This is a genomic window from Streptomyces sp. NPDC091416 (assembly GCF_044756845.1).
GTDB lineage: Bacteria > Actinomycetota > Actinomycetes > Streptomycetales > Streptomycetaceae > Streptomyces.
The window spans coordinates 33,828-52,667 of the sequence record NZ_JBIVTU010000019.1 but is presented as its reverse complement, the minus strand read 5'-3'; the positions used below and the strand labels follow the sequence as shown (position 1 = coordinate 52,667).

Sequence of the window (18,840 nt, the reverse complement as noted above, 5' to 3'; positions counted from 1 at the left end):
CGTCCCAAGCCCGCCCATGCCCCACATGTCGGACGGCATGACCCCGTCCGGTTCATAGGATTCTCACGCAGTCCGACTACGGTGGCCGACGTGACGCAGACGAGCCCGCCCGGCTGGCATCCAGACCCCGGGTACACAGGATTTGGCCCCATCCAGGAACGCTGGTGGGACGGCACCCAGTGGACCGATCAGCTCCGGGTGCCGCCGGCCTCCCTCCGCAGCCGGAGGATACGCATCGGCGCCGGTGTCACGGCGGCCGTGGTGGTCCTCGCCGCCATCGGCGGAGGCGTGTACCTGTTGTCGGACGATTCCGGCGACACCTCCAACTCCGCGGCGGCCCCGTCCGCCTCCCCGTCCCCGGCCCCCAGCCGTCAGCCCGGCGCGCCGGGCGGCAGCGGCGGCAACGGCGGCGGCGAGACGCCCGGTCAGCAGCAGCCGCAGGCCGAGGACGGCTACGCGACGGACATGGCCAGCGGCATCAGCATCCCGGTCCCCGACGGCTGGACGGGCGAGTCGGGCATGGGGGCCGGCGTGACCACCGGTTCGTACGCATGCCCCGGCGACACCGGGGAGAAGTGCGTGCGCGGCGGCGTGTTCTCCGTACCGGCCGCCGCTCTGAAGCTGACCACCAAGACCGCGAAGGCCACGGCCGAGAAGGACATCGCGGCCAACGCCGAGGAATCCTACGGCGAGAAGATCTACGGCGGCATCACCTCGCACGAGCAGCTGAAGTCCGAGGCGGTCACGGTGGCCGGCCAGCAGGGCTACCGGGTGCGCTGGAAGGTAGTCACCAAGGACGGCGACGACGGCTACGTCGAATCCCTGGCGTTCCCCTCCCCCCACTCCCCGGACCTGCTGATCGTCGTGCGCTCCGGCTTCGACATCAACCCCAAGGCACCCGGTCTCTCCGTGCTGGACACCATCACCAAGGGCATCAAGGCCGCCTCGGGCACGGGTTCCGGCCCGGGCACCAACGCGTAGAGCACGCTTCGCCGGCCGCTTCCGCACGGCCCGGGTGAGTACCCGGGCCGTGCGCCCTGAGTACGTCACCCGATCCCGCACCGCCCGGCCGTTGCTGGAATGGGGTCATGGCTCCCGACGCACCGCGCCCCCGCATCCAGCAGGTGACCAGCACCGGCACCGCACTGGCCGTCACCTTCGCCCCGCTGGTGATCGGCGTCCTGCTGGCCCGCACCATGGCGATGGACCCGATGGGCCCCGTGAACGCGCTGATCACCCGCACCGGGCACGGCCCGGGTGCCTCCCCCGCCGAGTGGCGCGGCTGCGGCCGGAGCGCGCTGCGCCGGTGCAGGACGCTGACTCCCCGGGCCCGGCGCGGTGCGCACGGGCGGCGGGCGCGGTCCGCGGTCTCGCTCAGCCCAGCCGGTAGACGAAGGACGGCCACGGCTCCCCGGTCGTCCGCCGCCAGGCCTCGCCCGTCCCTTCGGCATCCCGGTCGCGCGACCGCGCGAAGGCGCTGACGCATCCCGCGTGCACATCGGTCAGCGCGGTGCGCCCGGTGAGTTCCCTGAGCCGGCGCAGGGCAGCCACCGCATCGTCGGTACGGCCGGCGTCCAGGTGGCCGTCCGCCGCCGCACCCAGCGCCTTGGCGAGCGCGGACTGAGCGGCGGCAAGCCCGGCCTCGTGCGTTCCCGGGTCTCCCGACTCCATGAGTTCCCGCAGGACCGTCTCGGCCTCCTCGAAACAGGCCGCGGCCCCTTCGCCGTCCGCCGCCCGGTAGCGGGCCCGGCCGAGGATCCGCAGCCGGTCGGCGACCAGCGGGCGGACCTCGTCCCCGCCGGACTCGGCAAGGCGACGGGTGATCGCCAGCCCCTCGTGCGCTGCGGCCGTCGCGCCGGTCGCATCGTCCGCCACGCGCCGCCGGACACTGAGGTTGCACAGCGTCCGGGCCAGCTCGCCCTCGTACAGACGGGGATCACGCGCGACGGCTCGGCGGTAGAGCTCGACACCCCGTTCGGTGACGGCAACGGACTCGGCGCCCTCGCCGTCGCGGGTGTGGCACCGTGCGAGCGAGTCGAGGGCGGCGGCGAGTCCGGGCCCGTGCTCGCCCGGATCCGTCACGGCCAACTGCTCATAGGCTGCGACAAGTTCCTCGCGCACCACCCTCTCCTCGGCGTGGGCGTCCAGTCGGTCGAGGTGGTGGGCCAGAGCGTCCAGGGCAAGCACGAGCACCGAATCGCCCACTGCCGGGTCACTGACGCGCAATGCCCGGCAACAGGCCACGGACTCCTCGGCCGCGGCGCGGGCACCCGGAAGGTCGCCGCCCGCGCCGAGGCACCAGGCCAGGTCGATGAGCGACGCGGCACGCAGCAGCCGGGCTTCCGGGTTGAGCCACGGGACGAAGGGAGGGACGCGCTCCCTGAAGTCGTCGCCCACGGCTGCCGCCTCCCCGAAACGGCCGAGTTCGCGCAGCCCGCCGATCAGTTCGGCCAGCACCCGGGCCTGGAGCACGACCAGCCGCGCCTGCCGCCACACGGACAGTCCCCGCAGCAGTCCGGCACACTCGAAGTAGACCGTGACGGATTCTGCCGTACGCCCGGTCCGGCCCAGGACCCATGCCTGCGCGCGCAGAGCGGCGGCCGCGCTGCCCAGGGGCCGGCCGGCCCGCCGGGGCACCGCCGACCGGTAGTCGGCCACGCTGTGGCGGGCGGCCACGAGCGCCTCGTCGGCCCGGTCCAGCCGGGCCAGCGCGTGGGCCTTCATGAGGTGGCCGAACGCGGTCCGCTGCGAGGGAACGTGGGCGTCCGGGGCCGTCAGAGAATCCTCGGCCGCGGCAAGCGCTTCCTCGTATCTGCCTGCCTGGAGCAGCAGTTGGGCGTGCAGAGCCAGTGAGCGGGCGAGCAGGCCGGGAGCGCCGGACCGCATACGGAACACGGCGGCCCGGGACAGGGCAACGGCCTCCGCGCCCCAGGCCAGCCGTCGCTCCAGCGGCTGCGGCCGGCGGGGCGCCCAGTGGGGCGAGGAGCACCGGAGCAGCGCGGCCGCGAGCAGCATCCCGCCTCGCCGGTGCCCGTCCCGCCCTGCCATCGGCCGGAGTACCGGCAGAAGCACCCGGACAGCTCTCATGACACTCCCCCTCGCACTCGGCGTGTCAGGGGTGACGGCAGGCGATGCCGGATGGTTGCACGCGAGACGCCACGGACCCGTCCTCCCTCGGTCACGGCGTCGCCACAGCCCGAAAACCGGTACCCCCACCCGCGCCCCGTTCCCTAGACTCACCACACCATCGCCCCGGCGCTCCGCCGCGGCGCGCCGTGACCATCGAGGGGAGACCTGCCGTGCGCTACCGCACCGCTGCCGTCGTTCCCCTGTCGCGGTACGAGGTGATCCTGGTGTCTGTCTCCGTCCGGCGCCGGCTGCGCGGCCGGCCCCGGACACCGTGACGAACACCCGCACTCTGCCTGCTTCCTGACTGACCGTCTCCGCGCATCGCGCCGTGGACGGGAGGGGTTCAGCGGCACCCTGTGCGGGCCGCTTCGTCCGGGCATCGCGCCGTCTTCTTCCGGATCACCCGAAAGGCCACGGACCGTGCGTACCGAACTGCACCGTCAACACACCAGCGCGCTCGACGACGTTCGCAATCTGGGCATCCTCGCCCACGTAGACGCCGGCAAGACCACCGTCACCGAGCGGATCCTCTACGCGACGGGAACCACCCACAAACGCGGTGAGGTTCACGACGGCACGACCATCACCGACTTCGACTCCCAGGAACGCGACCGCGGCATCACCATCTTCGCCGCCGCCGCGAGCTGCACCTGGGCGGGCCACCGGATCAACCTGATCGACACCCCGGGGCACGTCGACTTCGCCGACGAGGTCGAGCGTTCGCTGCGGGTGCTGGATGGTGCGATCGCCGTGTTCGACGCGGTCGCGGGGGTGGAGCCGCAGAGCGAGTCCGTGTGGCGCCAGGCCGACCGGCACGGCGTGCCGCGCATCGCGTTCGTCAACAAGCTCGACCGGGCCGGCGCCGACCTCGACACGGCGGTCACCTCGATCCGGGAGCGGCTGCACGTGACTCCGCTCGTGGTCCAGTTGCCGATCGGGCACGAGGACGGGTTCACCGGCGTGGTGGATCTGCTCCGCATGCGGGCGCTCGTCTGGGCGGACGGCAGCGGTTCGTACGAGGAAGGGGAGGTGCCCGATGGTCTCCGGGACGAGGCACAGCGCCGTCGGCGGCTCCTCGACGAGACGGTGGCGGAGCTCCACCCGGGCGCGCTGGAGGAGTTCTGCGCACGGTCGGAGCTCTCCCGGCGGACGCTGACCGGTGCGCTGCGTGAGCTGACCCGTACCGGCGAGGGTGTCGTGGTGCTGTGCGGTTCGGCCTACCGCAACCGCGGTGTCGAACCGCTGCTGGACGCCGTCGTGGCGTATCTGCCCTCTCCGCTGGACGTGCCGCCCGTACGGGGCACGCTCGGCGAGGCGGTGCAGGAGCGGGCCGCCGATCCGGCGGCTCCGTTCGCCGCGCTCGCGTTCAAGGTCAACGCGACCGCGACGGGCCGGCTGACCTATCTGCGGGTGTACTCGGGAACGATCCGGAAGGGGGAGGCGGTGCTGGACGTCGGTGCGCGGCGCACAGAGCGCATCGGCCGGATCCTGCGGGTCCGGGCGGACCGCCATGTCGACGTCGACACGGCGGTGGCCGGGGACATCGTCGCGGTCATCGGCCCCAAGGCCGCACGGGCCGGTGCCACCCTGTGCGCACCGGACGCGCCGCTGGTCCTGGAACCACCGACGGTGGCCGATCCGGTCGTGTCGGTGGCCGTGGAGGCGCGTCGGAGCACGGACACGGAACGGCTGATGGCGGCGCTCGTACGGCTGGTCGAGGAAGATCCGTCGCTCGCGGTCCGGACGGACTCCGAGACGGGCCAGACGGTGCTCTCGGGCATGGGCGAACTGCATCTGGAAGTGGCTGCGGAGAAGATCCGCCGAGCCCACGGGCTGGAGCTCCGGGTCGGCCGGCCGCAGGTCGCCTACCGGGAGACCGTCGCCCGCGGCGTGTCCGGCCTGGTGTACCGGCACGTCAAACAGGACGGCGGGGCCGGGCAGTTCGCCCATGTGGTCATCGACGTCGAGCCGTGGGAGGAGGCCGGCGGTGACCCGGGCGCGGTGGAGTTCGCGTTCCGTTCGGCGGTCGTCGGTGGACGGGTTCCGCAGGAGTACGTGCGGGCGGTCGAGGCCGGCTGCCGGGACGCCCTGCTGGAGGGGCCCGTCGGCGGGCATCCGGTGACCGGGGTACGGGTGACGCTGACGGACGGCGCCACCCACCCGAAGGATTCCTCGGAGATGGCGTTCCGTACCGCCGGACGGTTCGCGCTGCGCGAGGCGCTGCGCTCCAGTGCGATGGTGCTGCTGGAGCCGGTGGTCGAGCTCACGGCGACGGTGCCCGACGAGGCCGTCGGCGGGGTGCTCGGCGATCTGGCGGCGCGGCGCGGCCGGGTGTCCGGCTCCACGGCCCGGGCCGGTGCGGTGGTGATCACGGCGACGGTGCCGCTGGCCGAGCTGTTCGGCTACGCGACGCGGCTGCGCAGCCGTACGCAGGGCCGGGGCACGTTCACCACCCGGGCCACCGGCTACGCCCCGGCGCCGGCCGCGGTGTCCGGCTGACGCGCACGGGGCCGGTCCCACCCGCCGTTGCGGGTGGGACCGGCCCTCGTGGCGTCAGGGAAGCACCGGGATCAGTGGACCGGTTCGGGGTACGTCGGGTACTCCACCCCGGAGACGTACTGCACGACCCGGATGACCTGGCAGGAGTAGCCGAACTCGTTGTCGTACCAGAGGTAGAGGATCGCGTTGTCGCCGTCGACCTGGGTGGGGCCGGCGTCGACGATGGAGGCGTGGCGTGAGCCGATGAAGTCGCTCGACACCGCGTCGGGGGCGGTCGTGAAGTCGATCTGCCGCTTGAGCGGCGAGGTCAGCGACACGTCGCGGAGGTGGTCGAGGACCTCCTCGCGGGTGGTCTCACGGCCGAGCTTCAGGCTGAGGATGGCGATGGAGACGTCCGGCACCGGCACGCGGATGGAGCTGCCCGTGATCGTCGCTTCGAGGTCGGGGAGCGCCTTGGCGACGGCGGAAGCGGCGCCGGTCTCGGTGATCACCATGTTGAGCGGCGCGGAGCGGCCCCGGCGGTCGGAGTTGTGGTAATTGTCCAACAGGTTCTGGTCGTTGGTGAACGAGTGGATGGTCTCCACGTGTCCGCGCAGGACGCCGTACTCGTCCGCCATCGCCTTGAGCGGCGGGACGATCGCGTTGGTCGTGCAGGAGGCACACGAGATGATCTGCTCATCGGGCTTGATCATGTCGTGGTTCACGCCGTGCACGACGTTGAGGACGTCACCCTTGCCCGGCGCGGTCAGGACGACCTTGTCGATGCCCGGGCGCAGGTGGTTCGAGAGACCCTCGCGGTCGCGCCACTTGCCGGTGTTGTCGATCAGGATGGCGTCGTTGATGCCGTACGCCGTGTAGTCCACCGACGTCGGGTCGTCGGAGTAGATCACCTGGATCTCGTTGCCATTGGCGATGATCTTGTTGTTCGCCTCGTCGACGGTGATCGTGCCCTGGAACTGACCGTGGATGGAGTCACGGCGCAGCAGCGAGGCGCGCTTCACGATGTCCTGGCCCGCTCCCTTGCGGACGACGATGGCACGCAGCCGCAGACCGTTGCCGGAACCGGCCTTCTCGATGAGCAGCCGGGCCAGCAGGCGGCCGATGCGGCCGAAGCCGTACAGCACGACGTCGCGGGACTCGCGGCGCTCGATCTTGTTGGCACCGATGGCACCCGCGACGGCACCGGCGGTGAACTCCGCCTCGGAAAGGCCGCGGTCATCGGTCTTGTACGTGGCGGCGAGCATGCCGATGTCGATCTGGGAAGGGCCGAGATCGAGGGTGGTGAGCGCCTGGAGGAACGGCAGGGTCTCGGTGACCGAGAGCTCCTCGCCGTCGATCTGCCGGGCGAAGCGGTGGGTCTTGAGAATGCTCACCACCGACTTGTTCACCAGGGAGCGGCTGTGCAGAAGGACGGTGACGTCCCTCTCGCGGTGCAGCTTCCCGATGATCGGGATCATCGACTCCGCGATCTCCTCGCGGTGCATCCAATTGGTGAACGAGTCGTCATTGACAGTCACAGGATTATCTTTCGAGCTAGGCGGCGCTCATATGGTAACCCGTCGCTCTTTTGATCTTCCAAACGGTGCCGCCCGGCACCGAGGAGCAGCGCCACCCGGCAACCGGCGCGTACTCGAACGCGTTCACACAGCAGACACGAAGTCGTCGCACAGGAACCGGAATGCGCGGCCAACTACCCCTGGTTCTCCCTGACATGACTGTGGGAGTAGCGCTCAGCGCGACCGGACCCGACAACCAGATCGACGCCACCGTGCGCCTCGCCCGGGAGGCCGCCGCCGCGGGGCTGCGCTCCGCCTGGTTCGGCCAGACCTTCGGTGCCGATTCCCCGCAGCTCGCGGCGATCGTCGGCCGCGAGGTGCCGGATCTGCAGGTCGGCACCTCCGCGATTCCCGTCTTCGGACGCCACCCGCTGCTCGTGTCCAGCCAGGCCCAGACCGCGCAGGCCGCCACGCACGGCCGCTACCACCTCGGGCTCGCACTCGGTACGAAGCCGCTGACCGAGTCGGCCTTCGGCATCCCCTACGAGCGCCCCATCGCCCGGCTGCGCGAGTTCCTCACCGCGCTGCGACAGCTCACCGAGACCGGCAGCGCCGACTTCCACGGCGAGCTGATCACCGCCCACACCCCGCTTCCGGCGCGCGTGCCCGGGGCGGAGGGCGGCGTCCCCCTGCTCGTGGCCGCGATGGGCCCGCAGGCGCTCCGGGTCAGCGGCGCGCTCGCCGACGGCATCCTGCCGTACCTCGCGGGGCCCCGGGCCCTGGCCGAGCACATCGTTCCGGCGGTCACCGCCGCCGCCGAGGCCGCGGGGCGCCCCGCGCCCCGGATCGTGGCCCTGGTGCACGGCGTCGTCACCGGCTCCCCCGACGCCGCGCGCAGGACCGCCACCGAGCAGCTGGCGTTCTATGAACAGTTCCCTTCGTACGCCCGGGCCGTTGCGCTCTCGGGCGCCAAACGGGCCGGTGACGTGGCTGTGATCGGCGACGAGAAGACGGTGGCCGCCGAGGTCCGGCGCTACCGGGACGCCGGGGCGACCGAGGTGGTCTTCGCGGGGACTGATCTGGCCGGGGAGGCGGACCGGCGCCGCACATGGGAACTCCTCGGGGAGCTGGCGGGAGACGGCGCAGGACACTGACCGGCCTCAACCGTGCGCGAGACAGCGCAGGACACCGACCGGCCTCAACCGTGCGCGAGACAGCGCAGGACACCGAGGCGCTCTTGCCCGGCAGCCGCCCAGCGGCCGGTGTCCGATTCGCCCGTCCCGCTCCGTACGCCCGGGACGCGGCCGTCCGACGCACTGTTCCGCCGTCCGGAACCTCTGTCATGATCACCGCTGAGGTCGTCGGGCTCGGGGCGAGGCAGTGAGGGGGAAGCCGCGTGACGGTCGGTGTCGGTCCGCGATTCGTCGGCCGCGAGGCGGAGGTGGCCGCCCTCGGCGGTGCGGTCGGTGACGGCTCGGCGCTCGTCGTCGTGGAGGGCGAACCGGGCATCGGGAAGAGCCGTCTGGTGCGCCAGGTCCTTGGGGCGGCCGCCGGCCGGACCGTGCTCTGGTGCACCGCGCCGGCGCTGTCCGAACCGTTCCCGCTGGGGCCGGTCGTCGACGGCATCCGCAGGCTCAGCCCGGACCGGGTTCCGGACGGGCTCAGTCCGATGGCCGGCGCCCTGAGGCCGCTGTTCCCCGAGTGGGCGCAGCTGCTCCCGCCACCGCTCGATCCGCTGGAGGCGGCGGGGGCGACGCGGCACCGGCTGTTCCGCGCACTCGGCGAACTGCTCGACCGGCTCGCCGTGGACGTACTGGTCCTCGAGGACGCCCACTGGGCGGACACCACCACCCTGGAGCTGCTCCTCACCCTGGTGGCGTCCGGCGGGAACAACCGGTCGCTCGTCGTCACCTACCGGCCGGCCGAGGTCGCCGAGGCGCCACCCCTGCTGCGGCTCACCTCGCGCTCCCCGGTGGGCATGCGCCTGGTGCGGATCGCTCTCGGCCCGCTCTCCGTACGGGAGACCGGTCAGCTCGTCGGATCGATGTTCGACGGTGAGCAGGTCTCGGCGGACTTCGCCACGTTCCTGCGGGAGCGTACGGACGGGGTCCCGCTCGCGGTCGAGGAATGCGTCCGGCTGCTGGCGGACCGGCGCGACGTGGTCCGCCGCGGGGGCCGCTGGATCCGCCGGGTCCTCGGCGACCTCGAAGTGCCGGCCACCGTGCGCGACTCGGTGCTCGAACGGCTCACCAGGATCCCTGACGTGGGCCGCCGTCTGCTGGAGGCCGCCGCCGTGCTCGGCGTACCGGCCGACACGGCGCTGCTCGCCGAGGTCTCCGGTATATCGCGTGCCGAGGCCGGCGAGGGGCTCGCGGTGGCGCTCTCGGCCGGTCTGCTTCAGGAGAGCGGGGCCGGGCGGTTCGTCTTCCGGCACGGTCTCGACGCCCAGGCGGTCGGCGAGTCGATGCCCGTCTCCCGGCGCCGCCTGCTGCACGCCCGCGCGACGGACGTCTGGGCTCGGCGGGCCCCGGACGCGCTCGAACGCCTCGCGCACCACAGCCGTGAGGCCGGTGACCTGGGAGCCTGGTGCCGGTACGCGGAAGCGGGCGCGGACCTCGCCCTGGAGTCCGGCGACGACCGCAACGCGGTGACGCTGCTGCTCCAGCTCCTCGACACCGACGTTGGCTCCGATCCCGATCCCGATTCCGATTCCGATCCCGGCACCGATGCCGTGCACGGAGCCGCCGAGCGACGCAGACGGCTCGCCACGAAGCTCGGCGAGGCGGTGTTCTACGGCGGTGCCGCGCTCGGGGACATCGTCGACACGGCGGTCGAGGCGATCCACCGGGTCATCGCCGACCCGCGGGTGGGCCGGGCCGACGGGGGCGAACTGCGCCTGCTGCTGGGTCGGGTGCTGTGGCGCGCGGGGCGGCGAAGGGCCGCGTTCGCCGAGTTCGAGGCCACCGTCCCCGATCTCGGCCATCGTCCGGACCTCGCCGGGATCACCATGTGCAGCCTCGCCATGCCGGTCGTGCCCGACTGGCCGGCGGTCCGTCACCTCGGGTGGCTGCGTCGCGCCGAGGAGCACGCGGCCCGTGCCGACTCGACGCACCTGCGCATCGCGGTCGGCACGGCCCGGGCCGCGACGCTCCTGCTGCTGGGAGACCCGTCGGCGTGGGCCTCGACGCGTGCGCTGCACCGCCCGGGACGTACGGGGCCGCGCGACATGAGCGTGCTCGCCACGGGCCTGCTCAACGTGGCGGCCGCCGCGCTGCCCTGGGGCCGGTACGAGGAGACCCGGGACCTGCTGCGCGCGGCAGCCGCGCTGATCCCCGACGCCGAGCATCACCGGGTCGCCGAGGGGTCGCGGCTCATCGAGGCCACGCTCGACTGGCACACCGGCGCCTGGGACGGGCTCGCCCCGGCGATGCGCCGGCTGGCGGACGCGGAGACGACCGAGGTGCACGACGCGCTGGTGGCCCGGCTCCTCGCCGGCCTCGTCCGCGGGGCGAGCGAACCGGGTCCGGACGAGGAGACGGAACTGCGGACGGTGGCCCGGCAGCTGAACGTCCTCGGCATCGCCGAACCGGTCGCCCTGCTGCCGTGGGCGTTCCTCGGCCGGCGGGCGCTCCAGGACGGCGACGCGCAGCGGGCGCTCGACGTCACCGGGCCGGCCGCGGAGGCCGTTGCCGCCAAAGGGGTGTGGCTGTGGTTCGCCGACCTCGCGCCGGTGCACGCCGAGGCGTTGGCGCGCTCGGGCCGCCGCGCGGACGCCGAGGCGCTCGTCGCCGTGTTCACCCGGGCCGTCGAGCCGTCTCTCGCGCCCGTGGCCGCCGGGGCGGTCCACCTCTGCGGGGCGGTGCTGGCCGAGCACGGCGAGGACCTTGCCGGGGCGGCGGAGCTCTACCGTGCGGCGGCCTCGGTCTGGGCCGGCATCCCACGCCCGTACGACGAACTGCTCGCCCTCGAAGGCGTCGGCCGGTGCCTTCTCGCGGAGGGGCGGCGCGGTGACGGGATCGGCGTTCTGCGCGAGGTCCGGACGAGGCTGACGGCGCTGGGCGCGGCCCGTGACGGCGACCGGATCGCCCGTGTCCTGCGCGGACAGGGCGAGGACGTCGTCCGCACCTGGCGGCGCGGCCGGCGCGGTTACGGCGACGCGCTCTCACCGCGGGAGCGCGAGGTACTGGCCCTGGTGGCACGGGGCCTGACGAACCGTGAGGCCGCCGAGGAGCTGTTCCTGTCGCCCCGGACCGTGGGCCGCCATCTGGAGTCGGCCATGAGGAAGCTGCGCGTCACGACGCGGACGGCCGCGGCCACGACCGCGATGGAGGCCGGGCTCCTCGCCACGGGGAGCGACAGCGCTTCCGACGGAACGACCCACTGAGCGACGTACGCGCGGCAGCCGCCCCTCGCACCCATTGATTGGGTCATCTGCACACTCGCACGCCGCGCGTGGCGCCATGAGGCTGAGCGTTCATGAACAGTCCGCACCCCGTCGACCCCGACACCGGCCCCGAGGCCCAACCGCCTTCGGTGGAGATCCCGTTGTCGCCCTCAGCTGATCAGCACGAGGGCCAGGACCGCGACCACGAGTCGTACGAGGAAGGGTTCGAACCGCTGTGAAGTCCACGTCACGCACGAGAACGAGTGCCCGGCGCACCGCTGTGCCGCGCGCCTGGGCACTCCTCCTGGCCGCCGGGCTCGCGGCTGCCGGCCTCCCGGCCATCGCCACGGCCGCTCCGGCCGCTCCCGCCCAGGACCCCGGCCCTTCCGTCGAGCGCAAGGTCACGCAGGACCTGACCGACAAGGGCACATCGACGTTCTGGGTCTACTTCAAGGACAAGGCCGACCTGGCCGGCGCCGCGAAGATCAAGGACCGGGCCCGTCAGGGGCGGGAGGTACGCAGCCGCCTGGTGAAGACCGCGGCCACCAGTCAGTCCGGCCTGATCGACGTACTCCACAAGGCCGAGGCGAACCGGTCGGCGCGCACGAAGGCGTACAGCTACACGCCGTACTGGCTCGCCAACACCGTCCAGGTGACCGGCGACTCGGCCCTTCTCGCCGAGATCGAGAAGCTGCCGGGGGTCGAGCGGGTCACCGCCGACCGCACTTACGCACTGCCGAAACTCACCACCGCCTCCGCCGAGCCCGCCGTGGAGGACGTGGAGTGGGGCGTGGACCGGATCGGCGCTCCGAAGGTGTGGAGCGAGTACGGCGCCGCCGGGCAGGGGATCGTGGTCGGCAGCATCGACTCGGGCGCCCAGTTCGACCACCCGGCGCTGGTGAAGCAGTACCGCGGCAACAACGGAGACGGAACCTTCACCCACAACTACAACTGGTTCGACCCGGCCCGGGTCTGCGGCATCATCGACCGCATACCCTGCGACAACATCGGGCACGGCACCCACACGATCGGCACGATGGTCGGCGACGGCGGCCCCGGCAACCACGTCGGCGTCGCCCCGAAGGCCCAGTGGATCTCCGCCAAGGGGTGCGAGGTCAGCAGCTGTTCACAGCGATCGCTGCTCGCTGCCGGGCAGTTCATGCTGGCCCCGACCGATGTGAACGGCAAGAACCCCCGCCCCGAACTGCGCCCGCATGTCGTCAACAACTCGTGGGGCAGCGCGGACGCCGAGGCCGACCCCTGGTTCAAGGACACGGTCAAGGCGTGGGTGGCGGCCGGCATCTTCCCGGTCTTCTCCAACGGCAACGAAGGCCCGTCCTGTGCCACGGACGGCAACCCGGGCAATCTGCCGGAGAGTTACGGTGTGGGCGCCTTCGACCCGGACGGGAACGTCGCCTCGTTCTCCAGCCGCGGCCCGTCGTCGTTCGGCGACGACCTGATCAAGCCGAACGTGTCGGCGCCCGGTGTCGCGGTCCGCTCCACGTACCCCGGCGGCAAGTACGCCGTGGGGAGCGGCACCTCGATGGCCGCCCCGCACGTGGCCGGCGCCATCGCGCTCCTGTGGTCCGCCGCTCCGTCGATCGCGCGCAACATCGACGAGACCCGCCGGCTGCTCGACGAGACGGCGGTCGATGTCGACGACGTCTCCTGCGGCGGCACGGCGGGCAACAACAACGTGTACGGGCAGGGCCGCCTGGACGCCTACGCCGCCGTGACGAAGGCCCCGCGGGGCGCGACCGGGACCGTCACGGGCGTGGTGACGGACGCGGAGAACGGTGAACCCCTCGCGGACGTCACCGTCGGCCTCCGGGACGGCGAGGGCCACCCGGTGGGCCTGGCGCGCACGACCGGCGCCGACGGGCGCTACACCATGCCGGCGTCGGTGGGCGGCTACACCCTGTCGGCCTCGGCGCCCGCGTACGAGACGAAGACGACGGCCGTCGAGGTCACCGAGGGAAACACGGCGACGGCCGGCCTGGCTCTCGCCGCCCGCAAGGGCAGGGTCCTCGACCTGGCGGTGGACCGGGCGTCGTTCGGCACGGTGCCGATCGGCACGACCGGCGGGCCGGTGACCGTCACGCTGACCAGCAACGGCAGCCGTTCCGTCACCGTGTGGTCGGTCACCGACCACGACGGCGCGTTCGTCCACGAGGCCGGCACCTGCGGCTTCGCCCCGTTCACACTGGCCCGCAAGGAGCACTGCACCGTCGAGATCTCCTTCCGGCCCACCGCCACCGGGGACCAGCAGGGCACGATCTCCCTCCGCGACACCGCGACGTACGAGCGCCGCAAGGTGGCCGTGAGCGGTACCGGCGCCGTGATCCCCGCGCGGACCGACACGCTGCGGATGAACGGTACGGAGCGCAACATGGACGTCGCGGTCGCCGACCCCGAAGGGCGGTACGGCTACTTCGGAACGTCCAACGCGATGGATCCGCTGCCCGGCCACATCGCCAAGGTCGATCTGAAGACCTTCAAGCGAGTCGGCACGGTTTCGGTGGGCGTCGGTCAGAAACTGCTCCAGGCGGCAGTGATGGACCCGGCGGGCAAGTACGCCTACTTCGCCATCGCGGCCACTCCGGGCCGGGTGGTACGGATCGATCTCGCGACGTTCACCATGGACAAGATCCTCGTGCTCGGCGAGAGCGAGGGCAACCTGCGCTCGGCGGTGATCGACCCGGCGGGCAGGTACGCCTACTTCGGTACCGGCACCAACCCGGGCCGGGTGGTGAAGGTCGACCTGGAGACCTTCACACGCGTCGACGCGGTCACCTTCGGCGCGGGCGAGGACTACGTCAGCAGCGGGGTGATCGACCCCGAGGGAACGTTCGCCTACTTCGGCACGCTGACCTATCCGCAGGGACGCGTGGTGAGGATCGACCTCGCCACCATGAAGGAGACCGGCTCGATCGCGCTGCCGGAGGGGCAGGCCTACCTGCGGACGGCAGTGATCGATCCGGGCGGCGCGTACGCCTACTTCGGCACCGGTGAGGGAAGCGGCAGCGGGCAGGTGGCCCGGGTGGACCTCGCCTCCTTCGAGCACGCCGGAACGATCAGGCCTTCGGGCGGCGGGGCCTTCTTCTCCGCCGTGATGGACCCGGCGGGCAGGTACGCGTCCTTCGGCACCCTGTCCCTTCCGGGGCGCGTCGTCACCGTTGACCTGGAGAAGTTCGAGGGTGATGGCTACACCACCCTGAACGCGGGCGAGGACGCCCTCATCTCGGGGGTCATCGACCCTCGCGGCGACTACTCCTACTTCGGCACGATGACCGGCCCGGGACAGGTGGTCAAGGTCCGGACCGGTGCGCGGTACGAGATGAAGGCCACGGGCAGCCGCTGGCTGGGCCTCCGTTCCGCCGCGCTGACCTGGAACGGCGCGACCACGGACAAGGTCGACGTGGTCCGTGACGGCAAGGTGGTCGCGACCGTGCCCAACACCGGCCGGTACACCGACCGGATCGTCGTCCGGGGCCGCCCGGCCTTCACCTACCGGCTGTGCGACACCGGCACCCGGCACTGCTCCACCGAAGCGAAGGTCGACTTCACGGGGCCGGAGACCCCGGCCGCCGGCTGACCGCTCCTCGCAGGACGTACCACGCGCGAGTCCGGTTTTCCGGGCTCGCGCGTGGCCGTTCCGCGTCTGCGTGACGTCCGGAGTATTGACGCCCGATGAAACAGTTCAATAGTTTCAGTATCTTCGACTCACAGGGATGTTCCCCATGAGATCCGGAACAGTCGGCACCACCACGTCCCGTACCTGACAGGGCCGCAGAGGCCCGCCGCCCCTCGCGTTCCCCTCAGGAGACCCGATGACCGACACCACCCCGGCCGCCGCACCAACCACCGCGACGTTCACCACGCGTTCCCCGGCCACCGGAGACCCGGTCGCCGAACACCCGGTGCACGGACCGGAAGAGGTCTCCCGGGCCATCGCCCGGGCCCGCGCCGCCCAGTCCGGGTGGGCGGCGCTGCCCGCGTCCCGGCGCCGTGACCACCTGCTGCGCTGGAAGAAGGCCATCGCCACGGAACTGGACACGGTGGCCCGCACCATCGCCGAGGAGACGGGCAAGCCGGCCGGTGACGCCGCGCTGGAGGTCGTCCTGACCCTGGAACACCTGAGCTGGGCCGCCCGCAACGCCGGGCGCGTACTGCGCCGGAGGAAGGCGGGCACCGGACTGTTCACCGTCCACCAGCGGGCCTCGCTGGTGCACCGGCCGCTGGGCGTGATCGGCGTGATCGGCCCCTGGAACTACCCCCTGTACACCCCGATGGGCTCCATCGGGTACGCCCTGGCCGCGGGCAACGCCGTGGTCTTCAAGCCGTCCGAACTGACCCCGGGCACCGGGGTCCTGCTGGCCGGGCTCTTCGACGCGGCCGTGCCCGCGTACGCGGGGCTGCTCACCACCGTCACCGGCGCGGCGTCCACGGGCGACACCCTGGCCCGGTCCGGGGTCGACAAGCTGGCGTTCACCGGATCGCCGGGGACGGCCCGCAAGGTGATGGGCGTCTGCGCCGAGACGCTGACGCCGTTCCTCGCCGAATGCGGCGGCAAGGACGCGGTGATCGTCACCGCGGACGCGGACCTGGACGCGGCCGCGGACGCGATCGTATGGGGCGCGCTGAGCAACGCGGGGCAGACCTGTGCGGGGGTCGAGCGGGTCTACGCGGTGCGCGAGATCCATGCGCAGCTGTGCGAGCGGGTGGTCGAACGGGCCGGAGCGCTGCGCACGGGGCCCGAGGCGGGCGCCGCGTACGGCCCCATGACGCTGCCGGGCCAGGTCGGCATCGTCGAGCGGCATGTGGCCGGCGCGGTCGCAGGAGGCGCGCGAGCCCTGCTGGGCGGGCCCGAGTCGGTGCGCGCCCCGTATGTCGCGCCGGTCGTGCTGACCGGGGTTCCGGAGGACGCGGCGGCGATGACGGAGGAGACCTTCGGGCCGGTGGTGGCGATCAACGCGGTGGCCGACGTGGACGAGGCGGTGGCCTTGGCGAACGCGTCGCGATACGCGCTGGGCGCCGCGGTGTTCTGCCGCAAGGGGCGTGCCGGTGCGGCCATCGCGGCGCGGCTGCGCGCGGGGGCGGTGTCGGTGAACTCGGTGCTGGGTTTCGCGGCGGTCCCGGCGCTGCCGTTCGGCGGTTCGCAGGACTCCGGCTTCGGACGGATCCACGGCGAGGAGGGGCTGCGTTCCTTCACCTCCGTACAGTCGACCACGGTGCAGCGGTTCACCCCGCCGATCGCGCTGACCTCCTTCGGGGTTCCGGCCGCCACCCGGGAGCGCGCGGTGCGGCTGGCCCGGGCGCTGCACAGGCGCCGCTGAACGACCGCGCCCCGCCCGAACCGCCGGTCAGGCGTTCAGGCGTTCAGCAGCGGCGCCAGGTAGCGGCGGGCGAAGGCCCGGGCCTGGTCCTCGTCGTCCATCTCGATGCAGCTTGCGGGGTTGAGCAGGAAGGAGACCGCCACCCGCACCATGAGCTCGGCGACGGGCTGAGGGTCCTGGTCGGGACGGCCCTCGGCCTGCTGGGCACGGCGCAGATGGCCCGTCAGGTACGTCACGGTGGCGGAGAGCGAGAAGCCGCCCTGCACGGTCAGATAGGGCAGCACGACCTCGGGTTCGAGACGCAGCAGGCCGCCGAAGAGCGGATGGGCCCGCGTGTGCCGCAGGGCGACCACGAAGCCCTCGACGACGCGCTCCTCCATGGTCGGCAGCGCCGCCACCGCGGTGTCCAGCCGCTGGAAGAAGCGGCTGAGCTCGCGCAGCAGGGTGGCCTCGACCAGCTTGTCCTTGGTCTGGAAGCGCCGGAAGACGGTGACACGGGAGACTCCGGCCCGTTTGGCGACATCGTCCACGGAGGAGCGGCGCAGACCCAGGAGGGTGAACTGCTCCAGTGCGGCGTCGAGGATCCGCAGCGCCGTACGGTCCTCCGTCTCCGGCCGCGCGAGGGCCCGGTCGAGCCCCGGGTCGTTGGTGTCGGTTCTCATGGCGCCCACGATACCGGCGAACCCCTCCCGGAGAGATGATGAAACGCATAGCATATCTCCGTAACATTGAAACGGACTCCGGAGGACCTGATGGGCAGTCGCCTCACCGAAGAGCAGGCCGATTTCGTCGCGGCCGTCCGAGATTTCGCCAAACGGGAGTGCGGCACCCGGGAGCAGCGCGACGCGCTGACCTCGGGAGGCCGAGAGGCCCACCACCCGGGGCTGTACGGCAGGCTCGCCGGCCTGGGCTGGCTCGGGGTGTGCCTGCCCGAGGAGTACGGGGGTTCCGGCGGCGGGCTGGCCGACTCCTGTCTCTTCCTGGAGGAGACCTCCTACGGGATGGTCCCGGCCGGGGGTTTCGTCACCACCGTGATCGCCGCGAAGGCGTACGAGAAGTTCGGCACGGAGCGGCAGCGGCGGGAGGTACTGACCGGCGTCGTGGCCGGCGAGGTGCTGGCCATCGCGATGTCGGAGCCGGGGGCCGGTTCGGATGTCGGAGCGCTGCGCTGCCAGGCCCGCCGGGAGGCGGACGATTCGTGGGTGATCGACGGTCAGAAGACCTGGATCTCCAACGCGCACTGCGCGAAGCACATCCTGCTGGTGGCCCGCACCGGCGAGGAGAAGCACGGCGGCCTCACCATGTTCCATCTGCCCGCGGACACAGCGGGCGTGGAGATACGGCGCATCGACACCATGGGCGGGCGGGAGGTCAACGACGTCTTCCTCACCGACGTGCGGCTGCCCGCGGACGCGGTGGTCGGCCGGGTGGACAACGGCTGGCGGCAGTTGATGGCCGGGCTGAACCACGAGCGGCTCTTCCTGGCCGCGAACATGCTGGGCCTGGCGCGCCGCGCCTTCGACGACACGGTCTCCTACGTACGCGAGCGTGAGCAGTTCGGCCGGCCCGTCGGGTCCTTCCAGGCGCTGCGCCACCGGATCGCGGACCTCGCCACCGAGATCGAGTGCACCCGGCTGCTGGTGCGCGAGGTGGCCCTGGACTGCGACGCGCAGCCGGACAAGCTGTTCCCGCGCGAGGCGTCGATGGCCAAACTGAAGGCGACGGAGCTCGCCAAGCGGGCCGCTCTGGAGGGCATGCAGATGATGGGCGGCTACGGCTACACCAAGGAGTTCGACATGGAGCGCCATCTGAGGGCGGCGGTGGTCTCCACGGTCTACGGCGGGACCAGTGAGATCCAGCGGGACGTCATCGGCAAGAGCTTCGGCCTCTGAGGCGGCACGGACGCGGGGCGGGGGGGGCCCCCCCCCCCGGGGGGGGGCGCGACCGAGGCGCAAGTGTCGGCGTCCTCCCCCCCCCCCCCACGCTCCACCGCCCC

Annotated in this window: 11 protein-coding genes; 8 read left to right on the top strand and 3 right to left on the bottom strand. The window is 72.3% G+C overall.

Going from position 1 to position 18,840, the window contains the following annotated elements; translation table 11 throughout:
• The first annotated feature begins 90 nt into the window (after window positions 1–90).
• Window positions 91–981: a DUF2510 domain-containing protein gene (locus ACIQMX_RS37320; protein ID WP_402484901.1), complete on the top strand. Its 891-nt coding sequence runs from the start codon at window positions 91–93 to the stop codon at window positions 979–981.
• A 393-nt stretch (window positions 982–1,374) separates the two neighbouring features.
• On the opposite strand, the gene ACIQMX_RS37315 is transcribed toward ACIQMX_RS37320, so the two are convergent.
• The gene (locus ACIQMX_RS37315) at window positions 1,375–3,087 is read right to left on the bottom strand and encodes a hypothetical protein (protein WP_402484898.1); all 1,713 of its coding nucleotides are present in this window, start codon (window positions 3,085–3,087) and stop codon (window positions 1,375–1,377) included.
• 462 nt (window positions 3,088–3,549) lie between these two features.
• Here ACIQMX_RS37315 and fusA point away from each other — a divergent pair, with 462 nt between their 5' ends.
• Window positions 3,550–5,628, top strand: a complete 2,079-nt coding sequence (gene fusA / locus ACIQMX_RS37310; protein ID WP_402484895.1) for an elongation factor G — start codon at window positions 3,550–3,552, stop codon at window positions 5,626–5,628.
• A 71-nt stretch (window positions 5,629–5,699) separates the two neighbouring features.
• Here the strand turns inward: fusA and ACIQMX_RS37305 are convergent, their stop codons facing one another.
• Window positions 5,700–7,145 (bottom strand): glyceraldehyde-3-phosphate dehydrogenase, encoded by a 1,446-nt coding sequence (locus ACIQMX_RS37305; RefSeq protein ID WP_363076588.1) that lies wholly within the window; start codon window positions 7,143–7,145, stop codon window positions 5,700–5,702.
• Window positions 7,146–7,339: 194 nt separating this feature from the next.
• Between ACIQMX_RS37305 and ACIQMX_RS37300 the strand changes: the two genes are divergently transcribed.
• The 5 genes from ACIQMX_RS37300 (at window position 7,340) to ACIQMX_RS37280 (ending at window position 16,844) form a co-directional block, all read left to right on the top strand.
• On the top strand, window positions 7,340–8,278 hold the full coding sequence (locus tag ACIQMX_RS37300; RefSeq protein ID WP_402484892.1) for an LLM class F420-dependent oxidoreductase: 939 nt from the start codon (window positions 7,340–7,342) through the stop codon (window positions 8,276–8,278).
• Window positions 8,279–8,520: 242 nt separating this feature from the next.
• A complete protein-coding gene (locus ACIQMX_RS37295; RefSeq protein ID WP_402484889.1) occupies window positions 8,521–11,508 on the top strand; it encodes an ATP-binding protein in 2,988 nt (995 codons plus the stop codon).
• Window positions 11,509–11,600: 92 nt separating this feature from the next.
• Complete coding sequence (locus ACIQMX_RS37290) at window positions 11,601–11,747, top strand: hypothetical protein (protein ID WP_363076582.1); 147 nt, start codon at window positions 11,601–11,603, stop codon at window positions 11,745–11,747.
• Window positions 11,744–15,103 carry a S8 family serine peptidase gene (locus tag ACIQMX_RS37285; protein ID WP_363076580.1) on the top strand — a complete coding sequence of 1,120 codons (3,360 nt, stop codon included), beginning with the start codon at window positions 11,744–11,746 and terminating at the stop codon, window positions 15,101–15,103. The genes ACIQMX_RS37290 and ACIQMX_RS37285 overlap by 4 nt, the downstream gene beginning before the upstream one ends.
• 235 nt (window positions 15,104–15,338) lie before the next feature.
• A complete protein-coding gene (locus tag ACIQMX_RS37280; RefSeq protein WP_402484885.1) occupies window positions 15,339–16,844 on the top strand; it encodes an aldehyde dehydrogenase family protein in 1,506 nt (501 codons plus the stop codon).
• Between the two features lie 35 nt (window positions 16,845–16,879).
• On the opposite strand, the gene ACIQMX_RS37275 is transcribed toward ACIQMX_RS37280, so the two are convergent.
• Window positions 16,880–17,506: a TetR/AcrR family transcriptional regulator gene (locus tag ACIQMX_RS37275; RefSeq protein ID WP_363076576.1), complete on the bottom strand. Its 627-nt coding sequence runs from the start codon at window positions 17,504–17,506 to the stop codon at window positions 16,880–16,882.
• A 90-nt stretch (window positions 17,507–17,596) separates the two neighbouring features.
• Between ACIQMX_RS37275 and ACIQMX_RS37270 the strand changes: the two genes are divergently transcribed.
• Complete coding sequence (locus tag ACIQMX_RS37270) at window positions 17,597–18,736, top strand: acyl-CoA dehydrogenase family protein (RefSeq protein WP_402484882.1); 1,140 nt, start codon at window positions 17,597–17,599, stop codon at window positions 18,734–18,736.
• The last annotated feature ends 104 nt before the right edge of the window (window positions 18,737–18,840 follow it).

Bases quoted from the DNA above. Each gene is read 5' to 3' on its own strand.
- ACIQMX_RS37315 (WP_402484898.1), bottom strand. From the start codon at position 3,087: ATGAGAGCTGTCCGGGTGCTTCTGCCGGTACTCCGGCCGATGGCAGGG.
- ACIQMX_RS37300 (WP_402484892.1), top strand. From the start codon at position 7,340: ATGACTGTGGGAGTAGCGCTCAGCGCGACCGGACCCGACAACCAGATC.
- ACIQMX_RS37290 (WP_363076582.1), top strand. From the start codon at position 11,601: ATGAACAGTCCGCACCCCGTCGACCCCGACACCGGCCCCGAGGCCCAA.
- ACIQMX_RS37280 (WP_402484885.1), top strand. From the start codon at position 15,339: ATGACCGACACCACCCCGGCCGCCGCACCAACCACCGCGACGTTCACC.
- ACIQMX_RS37275 (WP_363076576.1), bottom strand. From the start codon at position 17,506: ATGAGAACCGACACCAACGACCCGGGGCTCGACCGGGCCCTCGCGCGG.
- ACIQMX_RS37270 (WP_402484882.1), top strand. From the start codon at position 17,597: ATGGGCAGTCGCCTCACCGAAGAGCAGGCCGATTTCGTCGCGGCCGTC.